Origin of the sequence: Pseudomonas sp. TJI-51 (assembly GCF_000190455.2) — a bacterium.
In the GTDB taxonomy this organism is placed as follows: Bacteria; Pseudomonadota; Gammaproteobacteria; order Pseudomonadales; family Pseudomonadaceae; genus Aquipseudomonas; species Aquipseudomonas juntendi.
The window spans coordinates 1-18,904 of record NZ_AEWE02000002.1 but is presented as its reverse complement, the minus strand read 5'-3'; the positions used below and the strand labels follow the sequence as shown (position 1 = coordinate 18,904).

The 18,904-nt window shown below is 63.5% G+C and carries 21 protein-coding genes; 5 read left to right on the top strand and 16 right to left on the bottom strand.

The window, feature by feature from the left end; genetic code table 11:
• The first annotated feature begins 133 nt into the window (after nt 1-133).
• Together arfA and G1E_RS00475 are read left to right on the top strand one after the other, a co-directional pair.
• On the top strand, nt 134-298 hold the full coding sequence (gene arfA / locus G1E_RS00480) for an alternative ribosome rescue factor ArfA (protein WP_009685838.1): 165 nt from the start codon (nt 134-136) through the stop codon (nt 296-298).
• A 60-nt stretch (nt 299-358) separates the two neighbouring features.
• A complete protein-coding gene (locus tag G1E_RS00475; protein WP_009685837.1) occupies nt 359-1,675 on the top strand; it encodes a lytic murein transglycosylase in 1,317 nt (438 codons plus the stop codon).
• Between the two features lie 94 nt (nt 1,676-1,769).
• On the opposite strand, the gene G1E_RS00470 is transcribed toward G1E_RS00475, so the two are convergent.
• From G1E_RS00470 to G1E_RS00410, 13 genes are all read right to left on the bottom strand, one after another.
• Entirely contained in the window at nt 1,770-2,708 is a 939-nt protein-coding gene (locus tag G1E_RS00470) for an LD-carboxypeptidase (RefSeq protein ID WP_047149544.1), read from the bottom strand.
• 108 nt (nt 2,709-2,816) lie between these two features.
• Nucleotides 2,817-3,833, bottom strand: a complete 1,017-nt coding sequence (gene lipA / locus G1E_RS00465) for a lipoyl synthase (protein ID WP_009685834.1) — start codon at nt 3,831-3,833, stop codon at nt 2,817-2,819.
• Between the two features lie 2 nt (nt 3,834-3,835).
• Entirely contained in the window at nt 3,836-4,483 is a 648-nt protein-coding gene (gene lipB / locus G1E_RS00460) for a lipoyl(octanoyl) transferase LipB (protein ID WP_009685833.1), read from the bottom strand.
• Nucleotides 4,483-4,758 carry a DUF493 domain-containing protein gene (locus G1E_RS00455; protein ID WP_009685832.1) on the bottom strand — a complete coding sequence of 92 codons (276 nt, stop codon included), beginning with the start codon at nt 4,756-4,758 and terminating at the stop codon, nt 4,483-4,485. The genes lipB and G1E_RS00455 overlap by 1 nt, the downstream gene beginning before the upstream one ends.
• A gap of 70 nt (nt 4,759-4,828) precedes the next feature.
• Nucleotides 4,829-5,989 carry a D-alanyl-D-alanine carboxypeptidase family protein gene (locus G1E_RS00450; protein WP_009685831.1) on the bottom strand — a complete coding sequence of 387 codons (1,161 nt, stop codon included), beginning with the start codon at nt 5,987-5,989 and terminating at the stop codon, nt 4,829-4,831.
• Nucleotides 5,990-6,260: 271 nt separating this feature from the next.
• Nucleotides 6,261-7,262 carry a septal ring lytic transglycosylase RlpA family protein gene (locus tag G1E_RS00445; RefSeq protein ID WP_009685830.1) on the bottom strand — a complete coding sequence of 334 codons (1,002 nt, stop codon included), beginning with the start codon at nt 7,260-7,262 and terminating at the stop codon, nt 6,261-6,263.
• Nucleotides 7,262-8,272 carry a lytic murein transglycosylase B gene (gene mltB / locus G1E_RS00440; RefSeq protein ID WP_009685829.1) on the bottom strand — a complete coding sequence of 337 codons (1,011 nt, stop codon included), beginning with the start codon at nt 8,270-8,272 and terminating at the stop codon, nt 7,262-7,264. The genes G1E_RS00445 and mltB overlap by 1 nt, the downstream gene beginning before the upstream one ends.
• Before the next feature lie 17 nt (nt 8,273-8,289).
• Nucleotides 8,290-9,393 carry a rod shape-determining protein RodA gene (gene rodA / locus G1E_RS00435; protein ID WP_009685828.1) on the bottom strand — a complete coding sequence of 368 codons (1,104 nt, stop codon included), beginning with the start codon at nt 9,391-9,393 and terminating at the stop codon, nt 8,290-8,292.
• A gap of 38 nt (nt 9,394-9,431) precedes the next feature.
• Nucleotides 9,432-11,321, bottom strand: a complete 1,890-nt coding sequence (mrdA, locus tag G1E_RS00430; RefSeq protein WP_009685827.1) for a penicillin-binding protein 2 — start codon at nt 11,319-11,321, stop codon at nt 9,432-9,434.
• Nucleotides 11,322-11,337: 16 nt separating this feature from the next.
• A complete protein-coding gene (gene rlmH / locus G1E_RS00425; protein WP_009685826.1) occupies nt 11,338-11,805 on the bottom strand; it encodes a 23S rRNA (pseudouridine(1915)-N(3))-methyltransferase RlmH in 468 nt (155 codons plus the stop codon).
• Nucleotides 11,806-11,815: 10 nt separating this feature from the next.
• Nucleotides 11,816-12,235: a ribosome silencing factor gene (gene rsfS / locus G1E_RS00420; RefSeq protein ID WP_009685825.1), complete on the bottom strand. Its 420-nt coding sequence runs from the start codon at nt 12,233-12,235 to the stop codon at nt 11,816-11,818.
• A 43-nt stretch (nt 12,236-12,278) separates the two neighbouring features.
• Complete coding sequence (nadD, locus tag G1E_RS00415) at nt 12,279-12,971, bottom strand: nicotinate-nucleotide adenylyltransferase (RefSeq protein WP_047149543.1); 693 nt, start codon at nt 12,969-12,971, stop codon at nt 12,279-12,281.
• Nucleotides 12,940-14,211, bottom strand: a complete 1,272-nt coding sequence (locus tag G1E_RS00410; RefSeq protein ID WP_009685823.1) for a glutamate-5-semialdehyde dehydrogenase — start codon at nt 14,209-14,211, stop codon at nt 12,940-12,942. Before G1E_RS00410 ends, nadD begins: the two co-directional genes overlap by 32 nt.
• Before the next feature lie 326 nt (nt 14,212-14,537).
• On the opposite strand from G1E_RS00410, the gene G1E_RS00405 reads away from it, so the two are divergent.
• On the top strand, nt 14,538-15,206 hold the full coding sequence (locus G1E_RS00405; protein ID WP_047149542.1) for a DNA-3-methyladenine glycosylase: 669 nt from the start codon (nt 14,538-14,540) through the stop codon (nt 15,204-15,206).
• A 2-nt stretch (nt 15,207-15,208) separates the two neighbouring features.
• The gene (locus G1E_RS00400; RefSeq protein ID WP_047149541.1) at nt 15,209-16,525 is read left to right on the top strand and encodes a bifunctional DedA family/phosphatase PAP2 family protein; all 1,317 of its coding nucleotides are present in this window, start codon (nt 15,209-15,211) and stop codon (nt 16,523-16,525) included.
• 78 nt (nt 16,526-16,603) lie between these two features.
• Here G1E_RS00400 and G1E_RS00395 read toward each other — a convergent pair whose 3' ends face one another.
• From G1E_RS00395 to G1E_RS00385, 3 genes are read right to left on the bottom strand one after another with little or no spacing between them, the layout of a single operon-like run.
• Nucleotides 16,604-17,194, bottom strand: a complete 591-nt coding sequence (locus G1E_RS00395) for an LON peptidase substrate-binding domain-containing protein (RefSeq protein ID WP_009685818.1) — start codon at nt 17,192-17,194, stop codon at nt 16,604-16,606.
• 9 nt (nt 17,195-17,203) lie between these two features.
• Nucleotides 17,204-17,920, bottom strand: coding sequence for an LrgB family protein (locus G1E_RS00390; protein WP_009685817.1), 717 nt, complete (start codon nt 17,918-17,920; stop codon nt 17,204-17,206).
• Complete coding sequence (locus G1E_RS00385; protein ID WP_047149540.1) at nt 17,917-18,279, bottom strand: CidA/LrgA family protein; 363 nt, start codon at nt 18,277-18,279, stop codon at nt 17,917-17,919. The genes G1E_RS00390 and G1E_RS00385 overlap by 4 nt, the downstream gene beginning before the upstream one ends.
• A 142-nt stretch (nt 18,280-18,421) precedes the next feature.
• Between G1E_RS00385 and G1E_RS00380 the strand changes: the two genes are divergently transcribed.
• Nucleotides 18,422-18,877: a MaoC family dehydratase gene (locus G1E_RS00380; protein ID WP_009685814.1), complete on the top strand. Its 456-nt coding sequence runs from the start codon at nt 18,422-18,424 to the stop codon at nt 18,875-18,877.
• Nucleotides 18,878-18,904 lie beyond the last annotated feature (27 nt).

Sequence of the window (18,904 nt, the reverse complement as noted above, 5' to 3'; positions counted from 1 at the left end):
TGTCAGCCCTAAGGCGATCCCTGTGTGGCTTGCCAGCGATAGGGCCTGTGAACCATATACACAATCAATTGGCCCACATCGCCCCTGGGCCCTAAAGTGCGCCCCGAAACCCACCCACCACGGGAACCCCGCCATGAGCAAAAAGCCGAAAAAGCACGGCCCCAACAAGGCCAAGTCGATCATTGCCCAACCGCTGTTCCGCTGCCGCCAGGAACAACCGGAAAAAGGCAAAGGCAGCTACCGCCGCGAAGCCTTCCAATCGAGAGATTGGGAGGCTTCCTACTTTTTGGCGGCATGAAAGCATCGCGGGCGCAGGCATGATATGGTCAGCACCTGACCTGCAATTCTGGATCTGTGCATGCTCTTCCGTCTTTCTCCCCGTTGGGAAACCCGCCAGCTGATCGCGGCCTCCAGCTTCATCCTGCTGGTTGCCTGCGCGGAAAAACCTACCGCCGCCGACGCGCTGCCGCTGGCCCCTGCGCAACCTGCGCCCGTGGTAACCGTGCCCGGTGCAACGCCAGACGCCAGCACTGAAATCCAGCCTTTGCAAACCTTCGCCCAGTGGCAAGCGGGTTTCCGCGAACAAGCCTTGCAAGCAGGTATTTCGCCCAGCATCTTCGACCGCGCCTTCCTCGGGGTTACCCCCGACATGGACGTGATCAAGGCCGACCGCAGCCAGCCTGAGTTCAGCCGCCCGGTGTGGGAATACCTCGAAGGCGCGCTGTCCCCTTTGCGCGTGCGCAATGGCAAGCGGTTGCTGGATCAGAACGCCGAACTGCTGACCCGCATCGAGCAACGCTATGGCGTTGACCGCCAGGTGCTGGTGGCGGTGTGGGGCATGGAGAGCAATTTCGGCCAGTTCCAGGGCAACAAGTCGGTAATCCGCTCGCTGGCGACCCTGGCCTATGAAGGCCGTCGCCCGCAGTTCGCCCAGGACCAGCTGATCGCCGCCCTGCAGATCATCCAGCATGGCGACATCCAGCCTGAGGCCATGCGTGGCTCGTGGGCTGGCGCCATGGGCCAGACCCAGTTCATCCCGACCACCTACAACACCCATGCCGTGGACTTTGACGGCGACGGCCGCCGCGACATCTGGAACAGCACCCCCGACGCCCTGGCCTCGACCGCGCACTACCTGCAAAGCTCGGGTTGGAAGCGTGGCCAACCGTGGGGCTTCGAGGTGCAGGTACCGCCAGGTTTCGATTTCTGGCAGGCCGATGGCGCGTTGCGCAGGCCGGTGAGCGAGTGGCTGGCAATGGGTGTGAAGCTGCCAACCGGTACCCAATTGCCAGCGGGCAGCAACCAGCTGTCTGCCGCGTTGCTGTTGCCAGCAGGCGCGCGTGGCCCGGCGTTCCTGGTACTGGATAACTTCCGCGCCATCCTCAAGTACAACAACTCATCGTCCTATGCACTGGCGGTGAGCCTGCTGGCCGACCGCTTCAGCGGCTGGGGCTTCATTGCCGGCAGCTGGCCGAAGGAAGACTTGCCGCTGAGCCGCAGCGAACGCGTGGAGTTGCAGAACCTGCTCAATGGCCGTGGGTATGATGCGGGCAATGCCGATGGCATTATCGGCGCCAACACCCGCAAGGCCATACGCAATGCCCAGCAAGGGCTGGGGTGGCCGGCGGATGGTTACCCGACCCATAAGCTGCTTGAGAGCCTGCGTAGCCAGTGAGGTAGCTGGGGGTTGCGGTACGTTGGTGTAACGCGATCCCTGTAGGAGCGGCCTTGTGTCGCGAAAGGGCTGCTGCAAAGCAGCCCCGCCTATCTCAAGCCTTGAACACATCCTGCTCCAACACCAAGCTCTGCTGAACACTGTCCAGCCGTACCCGAGCCCCCAGCGGCAAGCACACATTCGGGTCGCAATGCCCACTGCGCCACCCCGCCAGCACCGGCACGCCGAAGGGCCCGAAAGTTTCCTCCAGCAATGGCGTCAACGCCGCCGTGGTAATCCCGGCAAAATCCCCTACCAGCACGCCTTTCACGCCCGCCAGCTTGCCCGCCAGGCGCAACTGCGTCAGTAGCCGGTCTACCCGGTACAGCGGCTCGTTGACGTCTTCGATAAACAGGATGCAGCCCTCGGTATCCAGCTCGGCCACGGTGCCAAGCGTCGCGCCCAGCATCGACAGGTTGCCACCCAGCAAACGCCCGCTGGCAACCCCCGGCATCACCGTGCTCATGGCATAGCCCGCTGGGTGGGCAATCTGCTCCCCTGCGCGCACATGCCCACCCAGCTGGGCCAGCAAAGACGACTCGGTCGGCGGCAGCTTGCCGCCGAGCAAGTCGGCATTGAGCATCCCCCCATGGAACGTGATCAGCCCGGCATGCCGATAAAGGGCCGTATGCAGCGCCGTGATATCGCTGTAGCCAATCAGCGGCTTGGGGTTGCGCCGTATCAGCTGGAAATCCAGCTGGTCGAGCAGGCGCATGCTGCCGTAACCGCCGCGCATGCACAGGATGGCGTCGATGCCCGGGTCGGCAAAGGCATCGTGCAGGTCCTGCAGCCGCTGCTGGTCCGGGCCTGCCAGGTAACCCTGAGCCTGCAGGGCACCTGGGTAAATGCGGCAACGGTAGCCACGATCAGCGAACCACTGGTTGACCTTGTGCGTATCCAGCCGCGCCGAGCCCGCCGGCGCGATGATAGCGAAGCAGGTGTCCTGCAAGATCGCCTTGGGCAAATGTACGGGAAGGGTATCGACACAATTCATCATGCAGCTCCAGGCATCTTGTCGCTTGTAGCTTATGGCTTGTCGCCGGCAAAAAAAATGCCGATGCTGCCCTTTCGGCAAGCATCGGCATTTGTGTTTCAGCCAGGCTCAGAGCTTGATCTTGGCTTCGTGCGCCTGCTGGTCGGCATGGTACGAAGAGCGCACCAGCGGGCCGGAAGCCACGTTCTTGAAGCCCATCTTGTAGCCTTCCTCGGCGAACCAGGCAAAGGTGTCGGGGTGCACGAAACGCTGCACCGGCAGGTGGCTGCGCGACGGTTGCAGGTACTGACCGAGGGTAAGCATGTCGATGTCATGCTCACGCATGCGGTGCATCACTTCGATCACTTCTTCGTCGGTTTCACCCAGGCCCAGCATCAGGCCCGACTTGGTGGGTACATGCGGCACCAACTGCTTGAACTTCTGCAACAGGTCCAGCGACCAGTCGTAGTCAGAGCCCGGGCGCGCGGCCTTGTACAGGCGCGGCACGGTTTCGAGGTTGTGGTTGAACACATCCGGCGGCTCTTGCGCAGTGATTTCCAGTGCCACGTCCATACGCCCGCGGTAGTCCGGCACCAGGGTTTCCAGTTGCACGCCTGGCGACAGCGCGCGGATTTCGCGGATGCAGTCGGCAAAGTGCTGGGCACCACCGTCACGCAGGTCGTCGCGGTCTACCGAAGTGATCACCACGTACTTCAGGCGCAGGTCAGCGATGGCGACCGCCAGGTTTTTCGGCTCGTCCAGGTCCAGCGGCTTCGGCCGGCCGTGGCCTACGTCGCAGAACGGGCAACGACGGGTGCAGATGTCACCCATGATCATGAAGGTGGCGGTGCCGCCCGAGAAGCACTCACCCAGGTTCGGGCAGGAAGCTTCCTCGCACACGCTGTGCAGCTTGTGCTTGCGCAGCAGTTGCTTGATGCGGTCGACCTCCGGCGAGACTGGGATACGCACGCGAATCCAGTCGGGCTTTTTCGGCAACTCGTCGGTCGGGATGATTTTCACCGGGATGCGCGCCACCTTCTCGGCGCCACGCAGCTTGACCCCGGCTTCCACCTTCTTCGGCGCTGGGCGCGGGGTGGCATCCTGGGTAGGTATCAGGTTGGGCACGGCTTCTTGCACAGTTGTCATATTCAGTCGATTCCGCCCGTGAGGGTCGTCTGCTCAGCGTAGTCGAGGTGCTTGACCAGCTGTCCGCGCAGCCTTGTCCTGACCTCGTCGAGTTCGATCGGGCCTGCCAGGTCACGTAGCTGGGTCATCGCCAGCCCCGCATAACCGCAGGGGTTGATTCGGCGGAATGGCGCAAGGTCCATGTCCACGTTCAGGGCAAGGCCGTGAAACGAACGGCCGTTGCGAATTCGCAGGCCGAGGGAGGCGATTTTCGCTCCATCGACATAGACGCCCGGCGCATCGGGCTTGGCTGAAGCCTGCACGCCATAGCTGGCCAGCAGGTCGATGAGGGTCTGCTCGATACGGCTGACCAGCTCACGTACACCAAAACCCAGCCGGCGTACATCCAGCAGCAGGTAGGCCACCAACTGCCCGGGGCCATGGTAGGTCACCTGGCCGCCGCGGTCGGTCTGCACCACCGGGATGTCACCCGGCACCAGCAGGTGCTCGGCCTTGCCGGCCTGGCCCTGGGTAAAGACCGCAGGGTGCTCGACCAGCCAGATTTCATCCTGGCTGGCCGGGCTGCGCTGCTCGGTGAAGCGCCGCATGGCCTCCAGCACCGGTTGGTAGGGCTGCAGGCCAAGCTCGCGAAAACCGAGGCAGGCGGGCATCAGAGCACCATTTTCACGATACCGGTAGCGCGCAGGGCGCTGTTGATATCGTGCAGCTGGTTCTCGCTTTCGGCAACGATGTGCAGTTGCACGGTGGTGTACTTGCCTTCCTTGCTCTGGCGTTCGGCCAGGGTGGAAAGGTCGACTTTGGCGTGCTTGCTGAGAATCTCGATAACCGTGTCCTTGAAGCCGACAACGGTGTCACCGATGACTTTGATCGGGTAATCGGCGCAAGGGAATTCGATCTTGTGCGACTTGACGTCTGGTTCGCTCATGGCGGAAACGGCCTCGTAAGCCGTGGCAACAACACCCCCGCGTGATGCGCGGGGGTGTGCAGGTCACGTATCAGTTGAACAACCCGTAGAAGAATAGACGGATGCTATCCCACATACGGCGGAAGAAACCACCTTCCTCGACGCCATCGAGGGCGATCAGGTCGGCGCTGTGAACCACTTTCTCGTCCAGTTTGACTTCCACTTTGCCGATCACGTCACCTTTGGCGATTGGCGCGGTGAGCTGCGGGTTCATGGTCATCGTGGCGACCAGGCGCTTGAGCTGGCCTTTAGGCATGGTCATGGTCAGGTCGTCGGCCAGGCCGGCCTTGACTTGGCCAGTGGCGCCCTTCCACACCGGCGCCTGGGTCAGCTCGGTGCCCTTCTGGTAGAAGGTCTGGGTTTCGAAGAAGCGGAAGCCGTAGGTCAGCAGCTTCTGGGTTTCGGCAGCACGCGCTTGTTCGCTGTTGGTGCCGAACACCACCGCGATCAGGCGCTGGCCATCGCGTACCGCCGAAGCCACCATGCAGTAGCCTGCTTCTTCGGTGTGGCCGGTTTTCAGGCCGTCGACGGTCTTGTCACGCCACAGCAGCAGGTTGCGGTTAGGCTGCTTGATGTTGTTCCAGAAGAACTCTTTCTGCGAATAGATGGCGTAGTGCGCCGGGTCGACGTTGATGATCGCCCGGGCCAGTACCGCCATGTCATGGGCCGATGAGTAGTGGTCCGGGTTCGGCAGGCCAGTCGGGTTCATGAAGTGGCTGTTGGTCATGCCCAGGTCGGCCGCGGTCTTGTTCATCATGTCGGCGAAGGCATCTTCGCTGCCGGCGATGTGCTCGGACAGGGCGACCGAGGCATCGTTGCCGGACTGGATGATGATGCCGTGCAGCAGGTCGCTGACGGTGACCTGGCTGCCAACCTTGATGAACATGCGCGAACCGCCGGTACGCCAGGCGTTTTCACTGACGGTAACCGGGTCGTTCTCGCCGATCTGGCCACGGCGGATGTCCAGGGTGGCGATGTAGGCGGTCATCAGCTTGGTCAGGCTGGCTGGCGGCAGGCGCTCGTCACCGTTGTTTTCGACCAGCACGTTGCCGCTGGACGCGTCCATGAGTACGTAGGACTTGGCTGCCAGTTGTGGTGGTGCCGGTGTCATCTGCTCGGCCGCGAAGGCAGCAGGCGTGATCAGCAGCAGTACAGGCAGGCAAAGTCGTTTGGCAAGGTTGGTGATGTTCATCCGTCTCTCGAAAATCGCTAATGGTCTGATGTTCCCTGGGCAACATCATGCGCCCAGCGCCAGTCAGTCTAGTTTTATGGCCAGAGGCCTGGCCCGCTACAGTGCGGCTTTATGCCGCTGCGGGCAAAAGCCGACATTGTACATGGCCGAGCCCGGCAGTTCATGACAAAACCGACAGCAAGAGTTTCAAGCGGCAAGCCGAAAGACAAAGCGGGTGGGCGCAGGGTCTTCTTGCAGCTTGCAGCTTGCAGCCGGTTGCTTGTAGCTGAGCTCAGTCTGTGACCAGCTTGGCCTGCCCCAAGTTCGCCAGGCGGATGCTGTCCTGGGCTTGCTGGATCTCGCCCTGGCTGCCGATCGGACCCAGCCGCACGCGGTGCAGGGTCTGCTGGTTACGCACGATCGAGCTGATGAACACCGGCGCGCTGACCATGGTGCTGAGCTTGGAGCGCAGCAGTTCGGCGGCATCCGGGTTGGCGAAGGCACCCACCTGCAGGAAGCTGCCGCCTTTGCCACCCGGTACGTTGTTGCCCCCTACCTGTACCGGCACCACCGGCGCCGCGTGCTGCTGCGGCGGCGGCGTCCATTGCTCGACCCGCCCGGTCGTGGCCGGCACCGCCTGGGTCTGGGCCACCTGGGGCTCCTTCAGCACCATCGGTGGCGTCTGGCCACGCTGGGCCCACCATTGCTGCGGGTCGATGCCCTCGACGCGCACGTGTGCGGTGCCGATTTCGGCATAACCGAGCTTCTTCGCTGCGGCATAGGACAGGTCGATGATGCGGTCGGAATAGAACGGCCCACGGTCATTGACCCGCAGAATCACGCTACGGCCGTTGGCCAGGTTGGTCACGCGCACATAGGCCGGCAGCGGCAAGGTCTTGTGCGCGGCACTCATGCCGTACAGGTCGTACAGCTCACCATTGGCGGTGTTCTGCCCGTGAAACTTGGTGCCGTACCAGGACGCGGTACCCTCGGCGCGGTAGTTGCGCGAGTCCTGCATGGGGTAGTAGGTCTTGCCCAGCACCGTGTAGGGGTTGGCCTTGTAGTTACCGGTGTGCACGGTTGGCGTGGCGTCGGGGATCTTGTTCACATCCACGTCCCACCACGGCGCGCCATCCTTGTGTGCCCGGTTGATATCCAGGCCCGGCTGGCTGCGTACCACGTTGCCGCTGCTTTTTTGCGGGGCCGGGCGGTTGGAAGAGCAACTGGCCAGCACCAGGCCAACGGCGAGGCAGGTGAGCAGCTTGAAAGAGTGTGCAGAGATGATTGCGCGCATTACTTGACGCCCCGTACTTGAACCAGCTGTTCCGCGAGCTGATGCACCGCCATGGCATACATCACGCTGCGGTTGTAGCGAGTGATCGCGTAGAAGTTCTTCAGCCCCATCCAGTACTCGGGGCCATTGTCGCCTTCGAGCCGGAAGGCCGTAACCGGCAGATCATCGCGCAGCGAATCATGAACCGACCAGCCAAGCGCGCGCAACTCCCCCGCGGTCTTGACCGGCTCGATACCGGTGGTCAGGCCTTCGTCGGCGCGCGCACCTTCTACCCAGGCGCGGCTGACCACGCCTTCGCCGGCTACCCAGCCGTGGCGCTTGAAGTAGTTGGCCACGCTGCCAATGGCATCGTCCGGGTTGTTCCAGATGTTGATGTGGCCGTCACCGTCGAAGTCCACCGCATAGTTGCGAAAACTGCTCGGCATGAACTGTGGAAGGCCCATGGCACCGGCGTAAGAGCCTTTGAGGGTCAACGGGTCCAGCTGCTCATCGCGCGCCAGCAGCAGGAACTCACGCAGCTCCTTGCGGAAGAACTCGGCGCGCGGCGGGTAGTCGAAGCCCAGCGTCGACAGGGCATCGATCACCCGGTAGTTGCCGGTGTTGCGGCCGAAGAAGGTTTCGACCCCGATGATCGCGACGATATATTGCGCCGGCACCCCGTATTCCTGCTCGGCGCGCGCCAGCACAGCCTCGTGCTGGCGCCAGAAGTCCACCCCACGGGCAATGCGCGCATCGGTGATGAACATCGGCCGGTAGTCCTTCCACGGCTTTACCCGCTCGGCAGGGCGCGAGATGGCATCCAGAATCGACTGCTTGCGCTGCACCTCACGGAACACCCCCATCAGCTGCTCCGGGGCAAAACCGTAGTCACGGCTCATTTCGCCCACCAGCTCGGCCACCTGTGGCGAACCCTCATAGTCGCCGGCATGGGCCAGCTGTACAGCGCCGAACAGGCCCACCGCGCCGACCCACGGCGCACAACGGGCAGCCCAGTTACGCACTGCTTGCATCAAATTGTTCACCTTTTTCAAACCTGTGCGATCCATTTTCGGTGCGTATGGATCGACATGAGAACGCCAAACGCTGACAGCAGCGTTACCAAGGATGTTCCGCCATAGCTGATAAAGGGCAGCGGCACGCCCACTACGGGCAGCAGGCCGCTGACCATGCCGATATTGACGAATACGTAGACAAAGAAGGTCATGGTCAGGCTACCCGCCAGCAGCTTGCCGAACAGGGTCTGGGCCTGGGCGGTAATCATCAGGCCACGGCCGATCAGCAGCAGGTAGACGATCAGCAGCAGGCAGATACCGACCAGGCCGAACTCCTCGCCGAGCACGGCGATGATGAAGTCGGTATGGCTTTCCGGAAGGAAGTCCAGGTGCGACTGGGTGCCGAGCAGCCAGCCTTTGCCGAACACCCCGCCCGAACCGATTGCCGCCTTGGACTGGATGATGTTCCAGCCGGTGCCCAGCGGGTCGCTTTCCGGGTCGAGGAAGGTCAGTACACGCTGCTTCTGGTAGTCGTGCATGACAAAGAACCACATCGCCACCGCCACCGGCACCGCCGCTGCCAGCACGCTGAGGATCCAGCGCCAGCGCAGGCCACCCATGAACAGCACGAAGGCGCCCGATGCCAGGATCAGCAGTGCGGTGCCCAGGTCGGGCTGGCGCACGATCAGAATGAATGGCACGCCGATCAGCACCAGGCTGATGGCCACGTGCTTCAGGTGCGGCGGCAAGGTGCGCTTGGACAGGTACCAGGCAATGGTCGCCGGCATGATGATCTTCATGAATTCCGAGGGCTGGAAGCGGATCACCCCCGGGATGTTGATCCAGCGCGTGGCGCCCATGGCGTTATGGCCCATCACATCCACCACCACCAGCAGCAGCACCCCGGTGAGGTAGGCCAGCGGCACCCAGCGGGCCATGAAGCGCGGCTCCAGCTGGGCGATGACGAACATCGACACCAGACCGATGCCGAACGAGGTCGCCTGCTTGAGCAGCAGGTCCCAGTTCTTGCCGCTGGCCGAATACAGCACGAACAGGCTGCCGGCGGCGAGGGTCAGTAGAATGATCAGCAAAGGGCCGTCGACATGAATGCGCTGCAGGAAGCTGGCGCGCCGACGCATCACATCCTCACTGGAGAGCATGCGATCGAAATTGTTCATCACAGGGCTGATTCCTGGGTAGCGGTAGCAGGCGCGAACTCGGGCTTGAGACGGCCATTTTCGTCGAGCAGCCAGGCGTCCATGATCTGGCGGACCACCGGTGCCGCAACACCCGAACCGGACTCGCCGTTCTCGACCATCACCGACACCACGATCTGCGGGGCTTCGGCGGGAGCGAAGGCAACGAACAGGGCGTGGTCACGGTGGCGCTCCTGAAGTTTGTTACGGTCGTACTTTTCACCCTGCTTGATCGCCACCACCTGGGCGGTACCGCTCTTGCCGGCGATGCGGTATTGGGCACCGAGGGCGGCCTTGCGTGCGGTACCGCGGGCGTTGTGCATCACCTGCTCCATGCCATGGGTGACCTTGGCCCAGTCCGACTTGTCCCGGAGCACAATATTCGCCATGGGGTTTTCGTCTACCGGCGGCTGGCCTTCGATGGTCTTGGCCAGGTGCGGGCGGTTCCATACGCCTTTGTTGGCGATCAGCGCAGTGGCCTGGGCCAGTTGCAACGGCGTCGCCTGCATGTAGCCCTGGCCAATGCCAAGAATCAGGGTTTCACCCGGGAACCAGGCCTGGCGGCGGGTGGCGCGCTTCCATTCCCGCGATGGCATCAGCCCGGCAGATTCCTCGAACATGTCCAGGGATACCCGCTGGCCGATGCCGAACTTGTTCATGTAACTGGACAGCCGGTCGATGCCCATCTTGTGGGCAAGGTCGTAGAAGTAGGTGTCGTTGGAGCGCATGATCGCGGTGTCCAGGTCGACCCAGCCATCACCCGAGCGGTTCCAGTTACGGTATTTGTGGTCGTAGTTGGGCAGTTGGTAGTAGCCAGGGTCGAATACCCGGCTACTGGCGTTGACCACACCGCTGTCCAGGCCGGCAATCGCCACCGCCGGCTTGATGGTGGAGCCAGGCGGGTACAGGCCGCGCAATACGCGGTTGAACAGCGGCCGGTCGATCGAATCACGCAACTCGGCATACGCCTTGAAGCTGATGCCGGTGACGAACAGGTTGGGATCGAAGCTTGGCTGGCTGACCATGGCCAGAACCTCGCCAGTGCGCGGGTCCAGCGCCACCACGGCGCCCCGGCGGCCACCCAGGGCGGCCTCGGCGGCTTCCTGCAGCTTGATGTCCAGGCTCAGCACGATGTCCTTGCCCGGCTTGGGGTCGGTGCGCTTGAGCACCCGCAGCACGCGGCCGCGGGCGTTGGTCTCGACTTCCTCGTAACCGACCTGGCCGTGCAGCGCATCCTCGTAGAAGCGCTCGATGCCGGTCTTGCCGATATGGTGGGTACCGCTGTAGTTCACCGGGTCGAGGGTTTTCAGCTCTTTCTCGTTGATCCGCCCCACGTAACCCACCGAGTGGGCGAAGTGCGCCCCCTGTGGGTAATGCCGCACCAGCTGCGCGACCACCTCGACACCCGGCAGGCGGAACTGGTTGACCGCCACCCGGGCAATCTGTTCTTCGTTGAGCTCGAACAGGATCGGCACCGGCTCGAACGGCCGGCGGCCCTGGCGCATGCGCTTCTCGAACAGGGCGCGGTCGTCTTCGGTCAATTCCAGCACTTCGACGATGGTGTCCAGTACTTCCTGCCAGTTCCCCGCGCGTTCGCGGGTCATCGACAGGCTGAAACTGGGCCGGTTGTCGGCCACGATCACGCCGTTACGGTCGAAGATCAACCCGCGGGTCGGCGGGATCGGCTGCACATGCACCCGGTTGTTTTCCGACAGCGTGGAGTGGTAGTCGTACTGGATGATCTGCAGGTAGTACAGCCGCGCGATCAGCACGCACACCAGCAGCACCACTGCGATTGCGCCGACCACGACGCGGTTACGCACCAGGCGGGCGTCTTTCTCGTGGTCCTTGAGACGGATCGGCTGCGACATCGGACGGCTTACAGGCTCATTTGTGGTAAGGGTGCCCGGACAACACGGTCCAGGCGCGGTAGATCTGCTCGCCGATGAGTATCCTTACCAACGGGTGTGGCAGGGTCAGCGGCGACAGCGACCAGCGTTGCTCGGCGCGCGCGCAAACCTCAGGCGCCAGGCCCTCCGGGCCTCCCACCATCAAATTGACCGTGCGCGCGTCCAGCCGCCAGCGATCCAGCTCGCCCGCCAGTTGCTCGGTACTCCAGGGCTTGCCATGGACCTCCAGGGTAACGATGCGTTCCCCGGGCTGCACCTTGCTCAGCATGGCCTCGCCCTCCTGACGGATCAGGCGGGCGACGTCGGCATTCTTGCCACGGGTGTTCAGCGGAATTTCCACCAGCTCCAGCGACAGCTCGGCGGGCAGGCGCTTGGCATATTCATGCCAGCCTTCCTCGACCCACTTCGGCATGCGCGAGCCGACCGCAATCAGGCGCAAACGCACGGCGCTGCCCTTATTCGCGGTCTTTGAGCTTGTCGGAGTACTCGTGGGCATGGTCCGGGCTGTGGTGCTTGCCATCGGCAGCACGGCTTTGCTCGGCGCCTTGCCACAGGCGCTCCAGGTCGTAGAACTGGCGCGCAGCGGCGGTCATCATGTGCACGATGACGTCGTTCAGGTCCAGCAGCACCCAATCGCTGTCGCCCTTGCCTTCTTCGCCCAGAGGCTGTGCGCCCTTGGCCTTGACGGCTTCACGGACCTTTTCGGCCATGGCGTTGATCTGGCGGTTGGAGGTACCGGTGGCAATGATCATGTAATCGGTCAGGCTGTGCTTCTCGCGCACGTCGATGACCTGGATGTCCTGGGCCTTCACGTCTTCCAGCGCGGCCTTGGTCACTGCGACCAGTTCTTCGCCGTAAATTTTCTGCTTGGTCATATAAAACTCGTTCAACTCGTTGGATGAGGCGCCAGGGGCGCCGTCAGTTGGGCGCACGATACAGTTCGTGCGCCTCGATATAGGCCAGTACGGCGTCCGGCACCAGGAACCTCACCGATTTGCCGCTGGCCAGCAGCTGTCGGATCTGTGTAGCCGACACCGCAAGCGGTGTCTGCCAGACGAACGAAATATTTCCCGCCGGGCCGGACATGGCGGTGGGATCGCTCTCCGAGCGCGCAGCCAGCAGGTTGCGCAGCTCGTCAGGGGGTTCTACGTCGGCATCCGGGCGTTGCAGCACCAGGATGTGACAGTGTTGCAGCAATTCTTCCCAGCGGTGCCAGTTGGGCAAGCCACAGAAGGCATCCCAGCCCAGCACCAGGAACAACTGGTCGTTACCGGCCAGTTCGGCACGGACCGACTCCAGTGTGTCGATGGTGTACGACGGCTTGTCACGCTCGAGCTCGCGGGCGTCGACGCTCAGGCAGGCCACCCCTTGTACTGCTTCGCGCACCATGGCCAGGCGGTCTTGCGCGGCCACCTGCGGGGTATCGCGGTGCGGCGGCCGGGCATTGGGCAGCAGGCGCAGTTCGTCCAGCCCCATGAACTCGGCCACTTCCAGCGCGCTGCGCAGGTGGCCGATGTGCACCGGATCGAACGTTCCGCCGAGAATGCCGATGCGCCGGACTGCCTGGGCTTTGCTCAACTCAGCAGGACCCCTGACCGCGCAACTGGCCATCACCGATGACGACGTATTTTTCGCAGGTCAGCCCCTCCAGGCCGACGGGGCCGCGGGCATGCAGCTTGTCGGTGGAAATGCCGATTTCCGCGCCCAGCCCGTACTCGAAGCCATCGGCGAAACAGGTTGGGGTGTTGAGCATGACCGATGCCGAATCGACCTCAGCCATGAACTGGCGGGCTTCGCCCTGGTGTTCGCTGATGATCGAGTCGGTGTGGTGCGAGCCATAGTGATTGATGTGTTCGATAGCCTGATCCAGGCCGTCGACCACGCGAATTGCCAGGATCGCGTCCAGGTACTCGGTGTGCCAGTCGTCTTCGGTAGCCGGTTTGGCGTCGATGAGTGCCTGGGTGCGCTCGCAACCCCGCAGTTCCACGCCTTTGTCCTGGAAGCGGCGGGCCATTTCCGGCAGGAAGCGCTCGGCCACCTGCTGGTCGACCAGCAGCGTTTCCATGGCCCCGCAAATGCCGTAGCGGTATGTCTTGGCGTTGAATGCCACATTCCAGGCCTTGTCCAGGTCGGCATGCTGGCTGACATAGATGTGGCAGATACCGTCCAGGTGCTTGATCACCGGCACGCGGGCATCGCGGCTGATGCGCTCGATGAGGCCACGGCCACCACGGGGGACGATGACATCGACGAACGCAGGCATGCTGATCAGCGCGCCCACGGCCTCGCGGTCGGTGGTTTCGACCACCTGGACCACCGCGGCCGGCAGGTCGGCAGCGGCCAGGCCACGCTGGATGCAGGTGGCGATGGCGCGGTTGGAATGAATGGCTTCGGAGCCGCCACGCAGGATGGTGGCGTTACCCGACTTCAGGCACAGGCTGGCGGCATCGATGGTCACGTTGGGGCGCGACTCGTAGATGATCCCGATCACCCCCAGTGGCGTACGCATCTTGCCGACCTGGATGCCCGATGGGCGGTAGCTCATGTCCCGGATGGCGCCCACCGGGTCCGGCAAGCTGGCCACCTGGCGCAGGCCGGTGATCATGCCGTCGATGCGGGCCGGGGTCAGCGCCAGGCGGTCCAGCAGCGCAGGCTCCAGGCCATTGGCACGGCCGGCGGCCAGGTCCAGTTCGTTGGCAGCGGTGAGCTCGGCGCGGGCAGCATCCAGCGCATCGGCGGCGGCCAACAGGGCGCGGTTCTTCTGCGCAGTGCTGGCACGGCCGATGACCCGGGACGCCTCGCGGGCAGCGCGACCCAGGCGGGTCATATAGTCAAGAACGGACTCAGTCATGGGTTCGGTGTCTTGGCGAAGGGGAAATCGGCTGATTATAACTGCCGCGCAGGTATACGCCCAGCGGTGGGTGGCGGATGGTCGAAAATGGCCTGGGCAATATGCAGGAAAGATGTAACCGCTCTTATCGAAATCACTCTCCTGCTGTGGCCCTTTCGCGGGCGCGCCCGCTGCCACAGGGATTTCACAAGGCCTTGGGCCATGCAGTACCTGTGGGAGCGGGCATGCCCGCGAAAGGGCCGGCCCCGCCAACACCACACTCGATTCAGCCTCGATTAAGCCATTCATTGCTATTATCCGGCGTCCCCAGATAGCGAACAGCCCGCATGCCAGCCCTGCCCGACAGCTTTTTCGACCGCGACGCCCAAACCCTGGCCAAAGCCCTGCTGGGCAAGGTCATCCGCCATCGCCAGGGCGACCTGTGGCTGGCGGCGCGCATCATCGAAACCGAGGCCTACTACCTCACCGACAAAGGCAGCCATGCCTCACTCGGCTACACCGAGAAGCGCAAGGCGCTGTTCCTCGATGGCGGGCATATCTACATGTACTACGCGCGCGGCGGCGACTCGCTGAACTTCAGCGCCCACGGCCCTGGCAACGCAGTGCTCATCAAGTCCGCCTATCCTTGGCAGGACGCCCGCTCGGGCCCCAACAGCCTGGCCCAGATGCAACTGAACAACCCCGACGCCAGTGGCAAGCTGCGCCCGCCGGAACGCCTGTGCGCCGGCCAAACGCTGCTGTGCCGCGCCCTGGGCTTGAAAGTGCCACAGTGGGATGCCCAGCGCTTCGACGCCGAGCGCCTGTATGTGGAGGATTGTGGCAGCCCCGTGCCGAAGGTGATCCAGGCCACCCGCCTGGGTATCCCGCACGGGCGCGACGAGCACCTGCCATACCGCTTCGTCGATGCCGAGTACGCGCGTTTCTGCACGCGGAACCCCTTGCGCCGCGGCCAAGTCGAAGGTCGCGATTTCTTCATTCTCGAACAAGGAAGCTGACCATGGGCCAATGGCTCGACAGCCTGACCGGCTGGCTCAGCGCCAACCCCCAGTGGCTTGGCGTGGCGATTTTCCTGGTGGCCTGCGTCGAATGCCTGGCCATCGCCGGCATCATCGTGCCGGGTACGGTGCTGCTGTTCGCCGTGGCGGTACTGGCCGGTAGCGGCACCTTCAGCCTGGGCGAGACCTTGCTTCTGGGTTTTCTCGGCGGGCTGCTGGGCGACGCCCTGTCGTACACGGTGGGCAAGTACTTCCACCAGAACATCCGCCGGCTGCCATTGCTGCGCCATCACCCGGAGTGGATCGGCAGTGCCGAAACCTACTTCCAGCGCTACGGCATCGCCAGCCTGCTGGTCGGCCGCTTCATCGGCCCGCTGCGCCCCATGCTGCCGATGGTCGCCGGCATGTTCGACATGCCGCTGCCACGCTTCATCGCCGTCAGCCTGGTGGCCGGCGCGGGTTGGTCAGTGGCCTACCTGTTGCCTGGCTGGGCCACGGGGGCTGCCATGCGCCTGCCCTTGCCAGAGGGCTTCTGGCTGGACGCCGGCATCCTCGCCGGCGGCTTGGCCGTGCTGATCGGCCTGAGCCTGAACAGCAGCATTCGCGATCAACGCCACGGCACCCGGCTGGTTGCCGGCTTGAGCCTGATCGCCCTGGCCGGCATTTTTCTGGGCTGGCCGTACCTGCATGAATTCGACCAAGGCGTGATGACCCTGGTGCAGGAGCACCGCAGCCAGGCCATCGATGGCACCGTGGTCCTGGTCACCCGCCTGGGCGACTTCAGAACCCAGCTGTTCCTGGGCGGCTTGCTGACCGGCCTGTTGCTGCTGGCCCGGCAATGGCGCCACGCCGTGTTCGCCGGCGGCGCGCTGATGGGCACGGCAATCGCCAATGGCACCCTCAAATGGCTGTTTGCCCGTGCCCGGCCCGAGGTGCTGAGCGACCCGCTGACCAGCTACAGCATGCCCAGCGGGCACAGCTCGGCATCGTTTGCCTTCTTCCTGGTGATGGCGGTGCTGGCCGGGCGCGGTCAGCCGCCGCGGATGCGCCTGACCTGGGTGTTGCTGGGCTGCATTCCGGCGCTGGCGATTGCCCTGTCGCGGGTCTACCTGGGTGCTCACTGGCCCACCGATATCCTCGCCGGGGCCCTGCTGGCCTGCTGCGTGTGCGCCTTTAGCCTGACCCTGGTGCAGTACCGCCAGCCGCTGCCGGCCCTGCCGCAGCGGGTATGGTGGCTGGTGTTGCCGGCTTGCGTGGCGCTGCTGGCCTTTTTTGCCATGCACGCACTGCCGCAGGCGTTGGCCAGGTATCACTATTGATGTTGCCGGCCTGTTGATGGGGCAAGCCGCTACTACACAGGCTCCGCTACCAACAGGCCGGCGCAGGCAACTCTCACCTCAGGCAAACAGCTCGCCCTGAATCCGCTCCAGCAATTTCTGGATCTCGCCCAGCCGCTGCTGCGGCGAGTCGAGGCTCAGCAGGTCCAGCTTGTCTTCTTCCATGAACGGCAGCAGGTAAGCCAGCTGGTTGGCCAGCGCCTGGCGCCCGTCCAGCGGGCGCGGCATGTCCAGCGCCTCGACCATCGGGTGCTCACCCAAGGCCACCAGCAGCGCCACCAGGTCATCGTCCGCTTCCAGCAACGGGCTGTCGGCCTGCTCGGCCAGCCACTGCACCTGCCCTACCAGCAACTGGTCCTTTTGCACCTCGGTGCTGTCCAGGTTGAAGCGCCGCACGCCTTCGACGCGAATGCCCAGCAAGCCGTTGTCCTGCTGTACGAAATCGCGGATCAGCGCCTCGCAGCCGATTGAGGCGACCGTCGGCGGCGCCTTGCCCACCTGCTCGCCCTCCAGGATGCACACCACGCCAAACCCTTCGCCCTGCTTCATGCAGCGCCCGATCATGTCGAGGTAGCGCGCCTCAAAAATCTGCAAGTCGAGAAAGCAGCCAGGAAACAGCACGGTATTGAGCGGAAACAGCGGTAGCGTCATCACCAGTCCTCAGGCCACCAGGCTTACCGCCAACGGCAGGAACACCGCCGTGGCTACGCCCATCAGGCTCATTGCAAGCGCGGCAAAGGCGCCGCATTCGTCACTTTCCTGCAGGGCCACCGAAGTGCCCACCGCGTGCGCAGTCACCCCCAGCGACATGCCGCGGGCTTCCGGGCTGTGCACGCCAACACGGCTGAGCAGCGCCGGGCCGAAGATGGCGCCGATTACCCCGGTAATCAGCACGAACACCGCTGCCAGGGCAGCGACCCCGCCAATCTGTTCGGCCACCAGCATGGCAATCGGCGAGGTGACCGACTTCGGCGCCATGGTCATCAGGATCATGTGCTCGGCACCGAACCACCAGCCCAACAGCAGGCAACACAGGGTGGCAAACAGCCCCCCGACTACCAGCGTAGTAAAGATGGGCCAGAACAACTGCCGGATGCGCCGCAGGTTGAGGTACAAAGGCACCGCCAGGGCCACGGTGGCCGGGCCCAGCAGGGTATTCATGATTTGCGTGCTGTTGCGGTATTCGCTGTAGTCGATGCCGCACGCCAGCAGCACGCCGATCACCAGCAGCATCGACACCAACACCGGCTGCAGGAAGATCCAGCGCGTCTTGTCGTAGGCGGCGAGCACCAGTTGGTAGGCCGCCAGGGTGAGACCGATGCCAAACAAAGGGTGGTGCACGACCGCATCCAGGGCGCCTTGCCAGTCAAGCATCATGGCTGCTCCTCGCGCTTGCTCTGGCGCTGGATCAGTTTCTGCATCAGCACCCCGACGAAAACCAGGGTCAGCAGGCAGGAAACCAGCAGGGCGCCGACAATCGCCCAGAAGTCGGCAGCGATATCCCGGGCATAGACCATCACCCCCACCGCCGGCGGCACCAGCAACAGCGGCAGGTAGCGCAGCAGGCTACTGGCCGCTTCATTCAGTGGCTTGCCAACCTCGCCGCGGGCCATGAGGAAGCCCAACAGCAGCAACAGGCCAATGATCGGGCCCGGCAAAACCGGCAGCAACAGATGGTTGATCGCCGTTCCCAACAGCTGGAACAGCACCAGCCAGGTCAGACCACGCAACAGCATAAGCATCTCCCTTGGGCATGGCACCATTATAAGCACGCCGTGCTATAGATCGATATTCGCCGAAAAGCGGACAACTTGACTGCAATGGCCGAGCGTGCTGATCTTGCACTTTCGTACCAACTGACAACCTGGAGAGTCCGCGATGCCCTATGTACCGGTTACAGAGCTTTCGCAATACGTTGGTAAGGAACTGGGCCGCTCGGCCTGGCTGAAGATCGACCAGCAGCGCATCAACCTGTTCGCCGAAGCCACCGGCGATTTCCAGTTCATCCACGTCGACCCGGAAAAGGCCGCGCAAACCCCGTTTGGCAGCACAATTGCCCATGGCTTTCTGACCCTTTCACTGATCCCCAAGCTGATCGAAGACATCCTGGTGCTGCCGCAAGGCATGAAGATGGTGGTGAACTACGGGCTGGACAGCGTGCGTTTCATCCAGCCGGTCAAGGTGAACAGCCAGGTGCGGCTGAAAGTGGACCTGGCCGAGGTGACCGAAAAAAGACCGGGGCAGTGGCTGCTGAAGGCGATTGCCACGCTGGAAATCGAGGGTGAAGAGAAGCCTGCTTATATTGCTGAGTCGCTTTCGCTCTGCTTTGTCTGATGCACCACGCCCCTGTGGGAGATTCTA

Bases quoted from the DNA above. Each gene is read 5' to 3' on its own strand.
- arfA (WP_009685838.1), top strand. From the start codon at position 134: ATGAGCAAAAAGCCGAAAAAGCACGGCCCCAACAAGGCCAAGTCGATC.
- G1E_RS00475 (WP_009685837.1), top strand. From the start codon at position 359: ATGCTCTTCCGTCTTTCTCCCCGTTGGGAAACCCGCCAGCTGATCGCG.
- G1E_RS00470 (WP_047149544.1), bottom strand. From the start codon at position 2,708: ATGAATTGTGTCGATACCCTTCCCGTACATTTGCCCAAGGCGATCTTG.
- lipA (WP_009685834.1), bottom strand. From the start codon at position 3,833: ATGACAACTGTGCAAGAAGCCGTGCCCAACCTGATACCTACCCAGGAT.
- lipB (WP_009685833.1), bottom strand. From the start codon at position 4,483: ATGCCCGCCTGCCTCGGTTTTCGCGAGCTTGGCCTGCAGCCCTACCAA.
- G1E_RS00455 (WP_009685832.1), bottom strand. From the start codon at position 4,758: ATGAGCGAACCAGACGTCAAGTCGCACAAGATCGAATTCCCTTGCGCC.
- G1E_RS00450 (WP_009685831.1), bottom strand. From the start codon at position 5,989: ATGAACATCACCAACCTTGCCAAACGACTTTGCCTGCCTGTACTGCTG.
- G1E_RS00445 (WP_009685830.1), bottom strand. From the start codon at position 7,262: ATGCGCGCAATCATCTCTGCACACTCTTTCAAGCTGCTCACCTGCCTC.
- mltB (WP_009685829.1), bottom strand. From the start codon at position 8,272: ATGCAAGCAGTGCGTAACTGGGCTGCCCGTTGTGCGCCGTGGGTCGGC.
- rodA (WP_009685828.1), bottom strand. From the start codon at position 9,393: ATGCGTCGGCGCGCCAGCTTCCTGCAGCGCATTCATGTCGACGGCCCT.
- mrdA (WP_009685827.1), bottom strand. From the start codon at position 11,321: ATGTCGCAGCCGATCCGTCTCAAGGACCACGAGAAAGACGCCCGCCTG.
- rsfS (WP_009685825.1), bottom strand. From the start codon at position 12,235: ATGACCAAGCAGAAAATTTACGGCGAAGAACTGGTCGCAGTGACCAAG.
- nadD (WP_047149543.1), bottom strand. From the start codon at position 12,971: ATGGCCAGTTGCGCGGTCAGGGGTCCTGCTGAGTTGAGCAAAGCCCAG.
- G1E_RS00410 (WP_009685823.1), bottom strand. From the start codon at position 14,211: ATGACTGAGTCCGTTCTTGACTATATGACCCGCCTGGGTCGCGCTGCC.
- G1E_RS00405 (WP_047149542.1), top strand. From the start codon at position 14,538: ATGCCAGCCCTGCCCGACAGCTTTTTCGACCGCGACGCCCAAACCCTG.
- G1E_RS00400 (WP_047149541.1), top strand. From the start codon at position 15,209: ATGGGCCAATGGCTCGACAGCCTGACCGGCTGGCTCAGCGCCAACCCC.
- G1E_RS00395 (WP_009685818.1), bottom strand. From the start codon at position 17,194: ATGACGCTACCGCTGTTTCCGCTCAATACCGTGCTGTTTCCTGGCTGC.
- G1E_RS00390 (WP_009685817.1), bottom strand. From the start codon at position 17,920: ATGATGCTTGACTGGCAAGGCGCCCTGGATGCGGTCGTGCACCACCCT.
- G1E_RS00385 (WP_047149540.1), bottom strand. From the start codon at position 18,279: ATGCTGTTGCGTGGTCTGACCTGGCTGGTGCTGTTCCAGCTGTTGGGA.
- G1E_RS00380 (WP_009685814.1), top strand. From the start codon at position 18,422: ATGCCCTATGTACCGGTTACAGAGCTTTCGCAATACGTTGGTAAGGAA.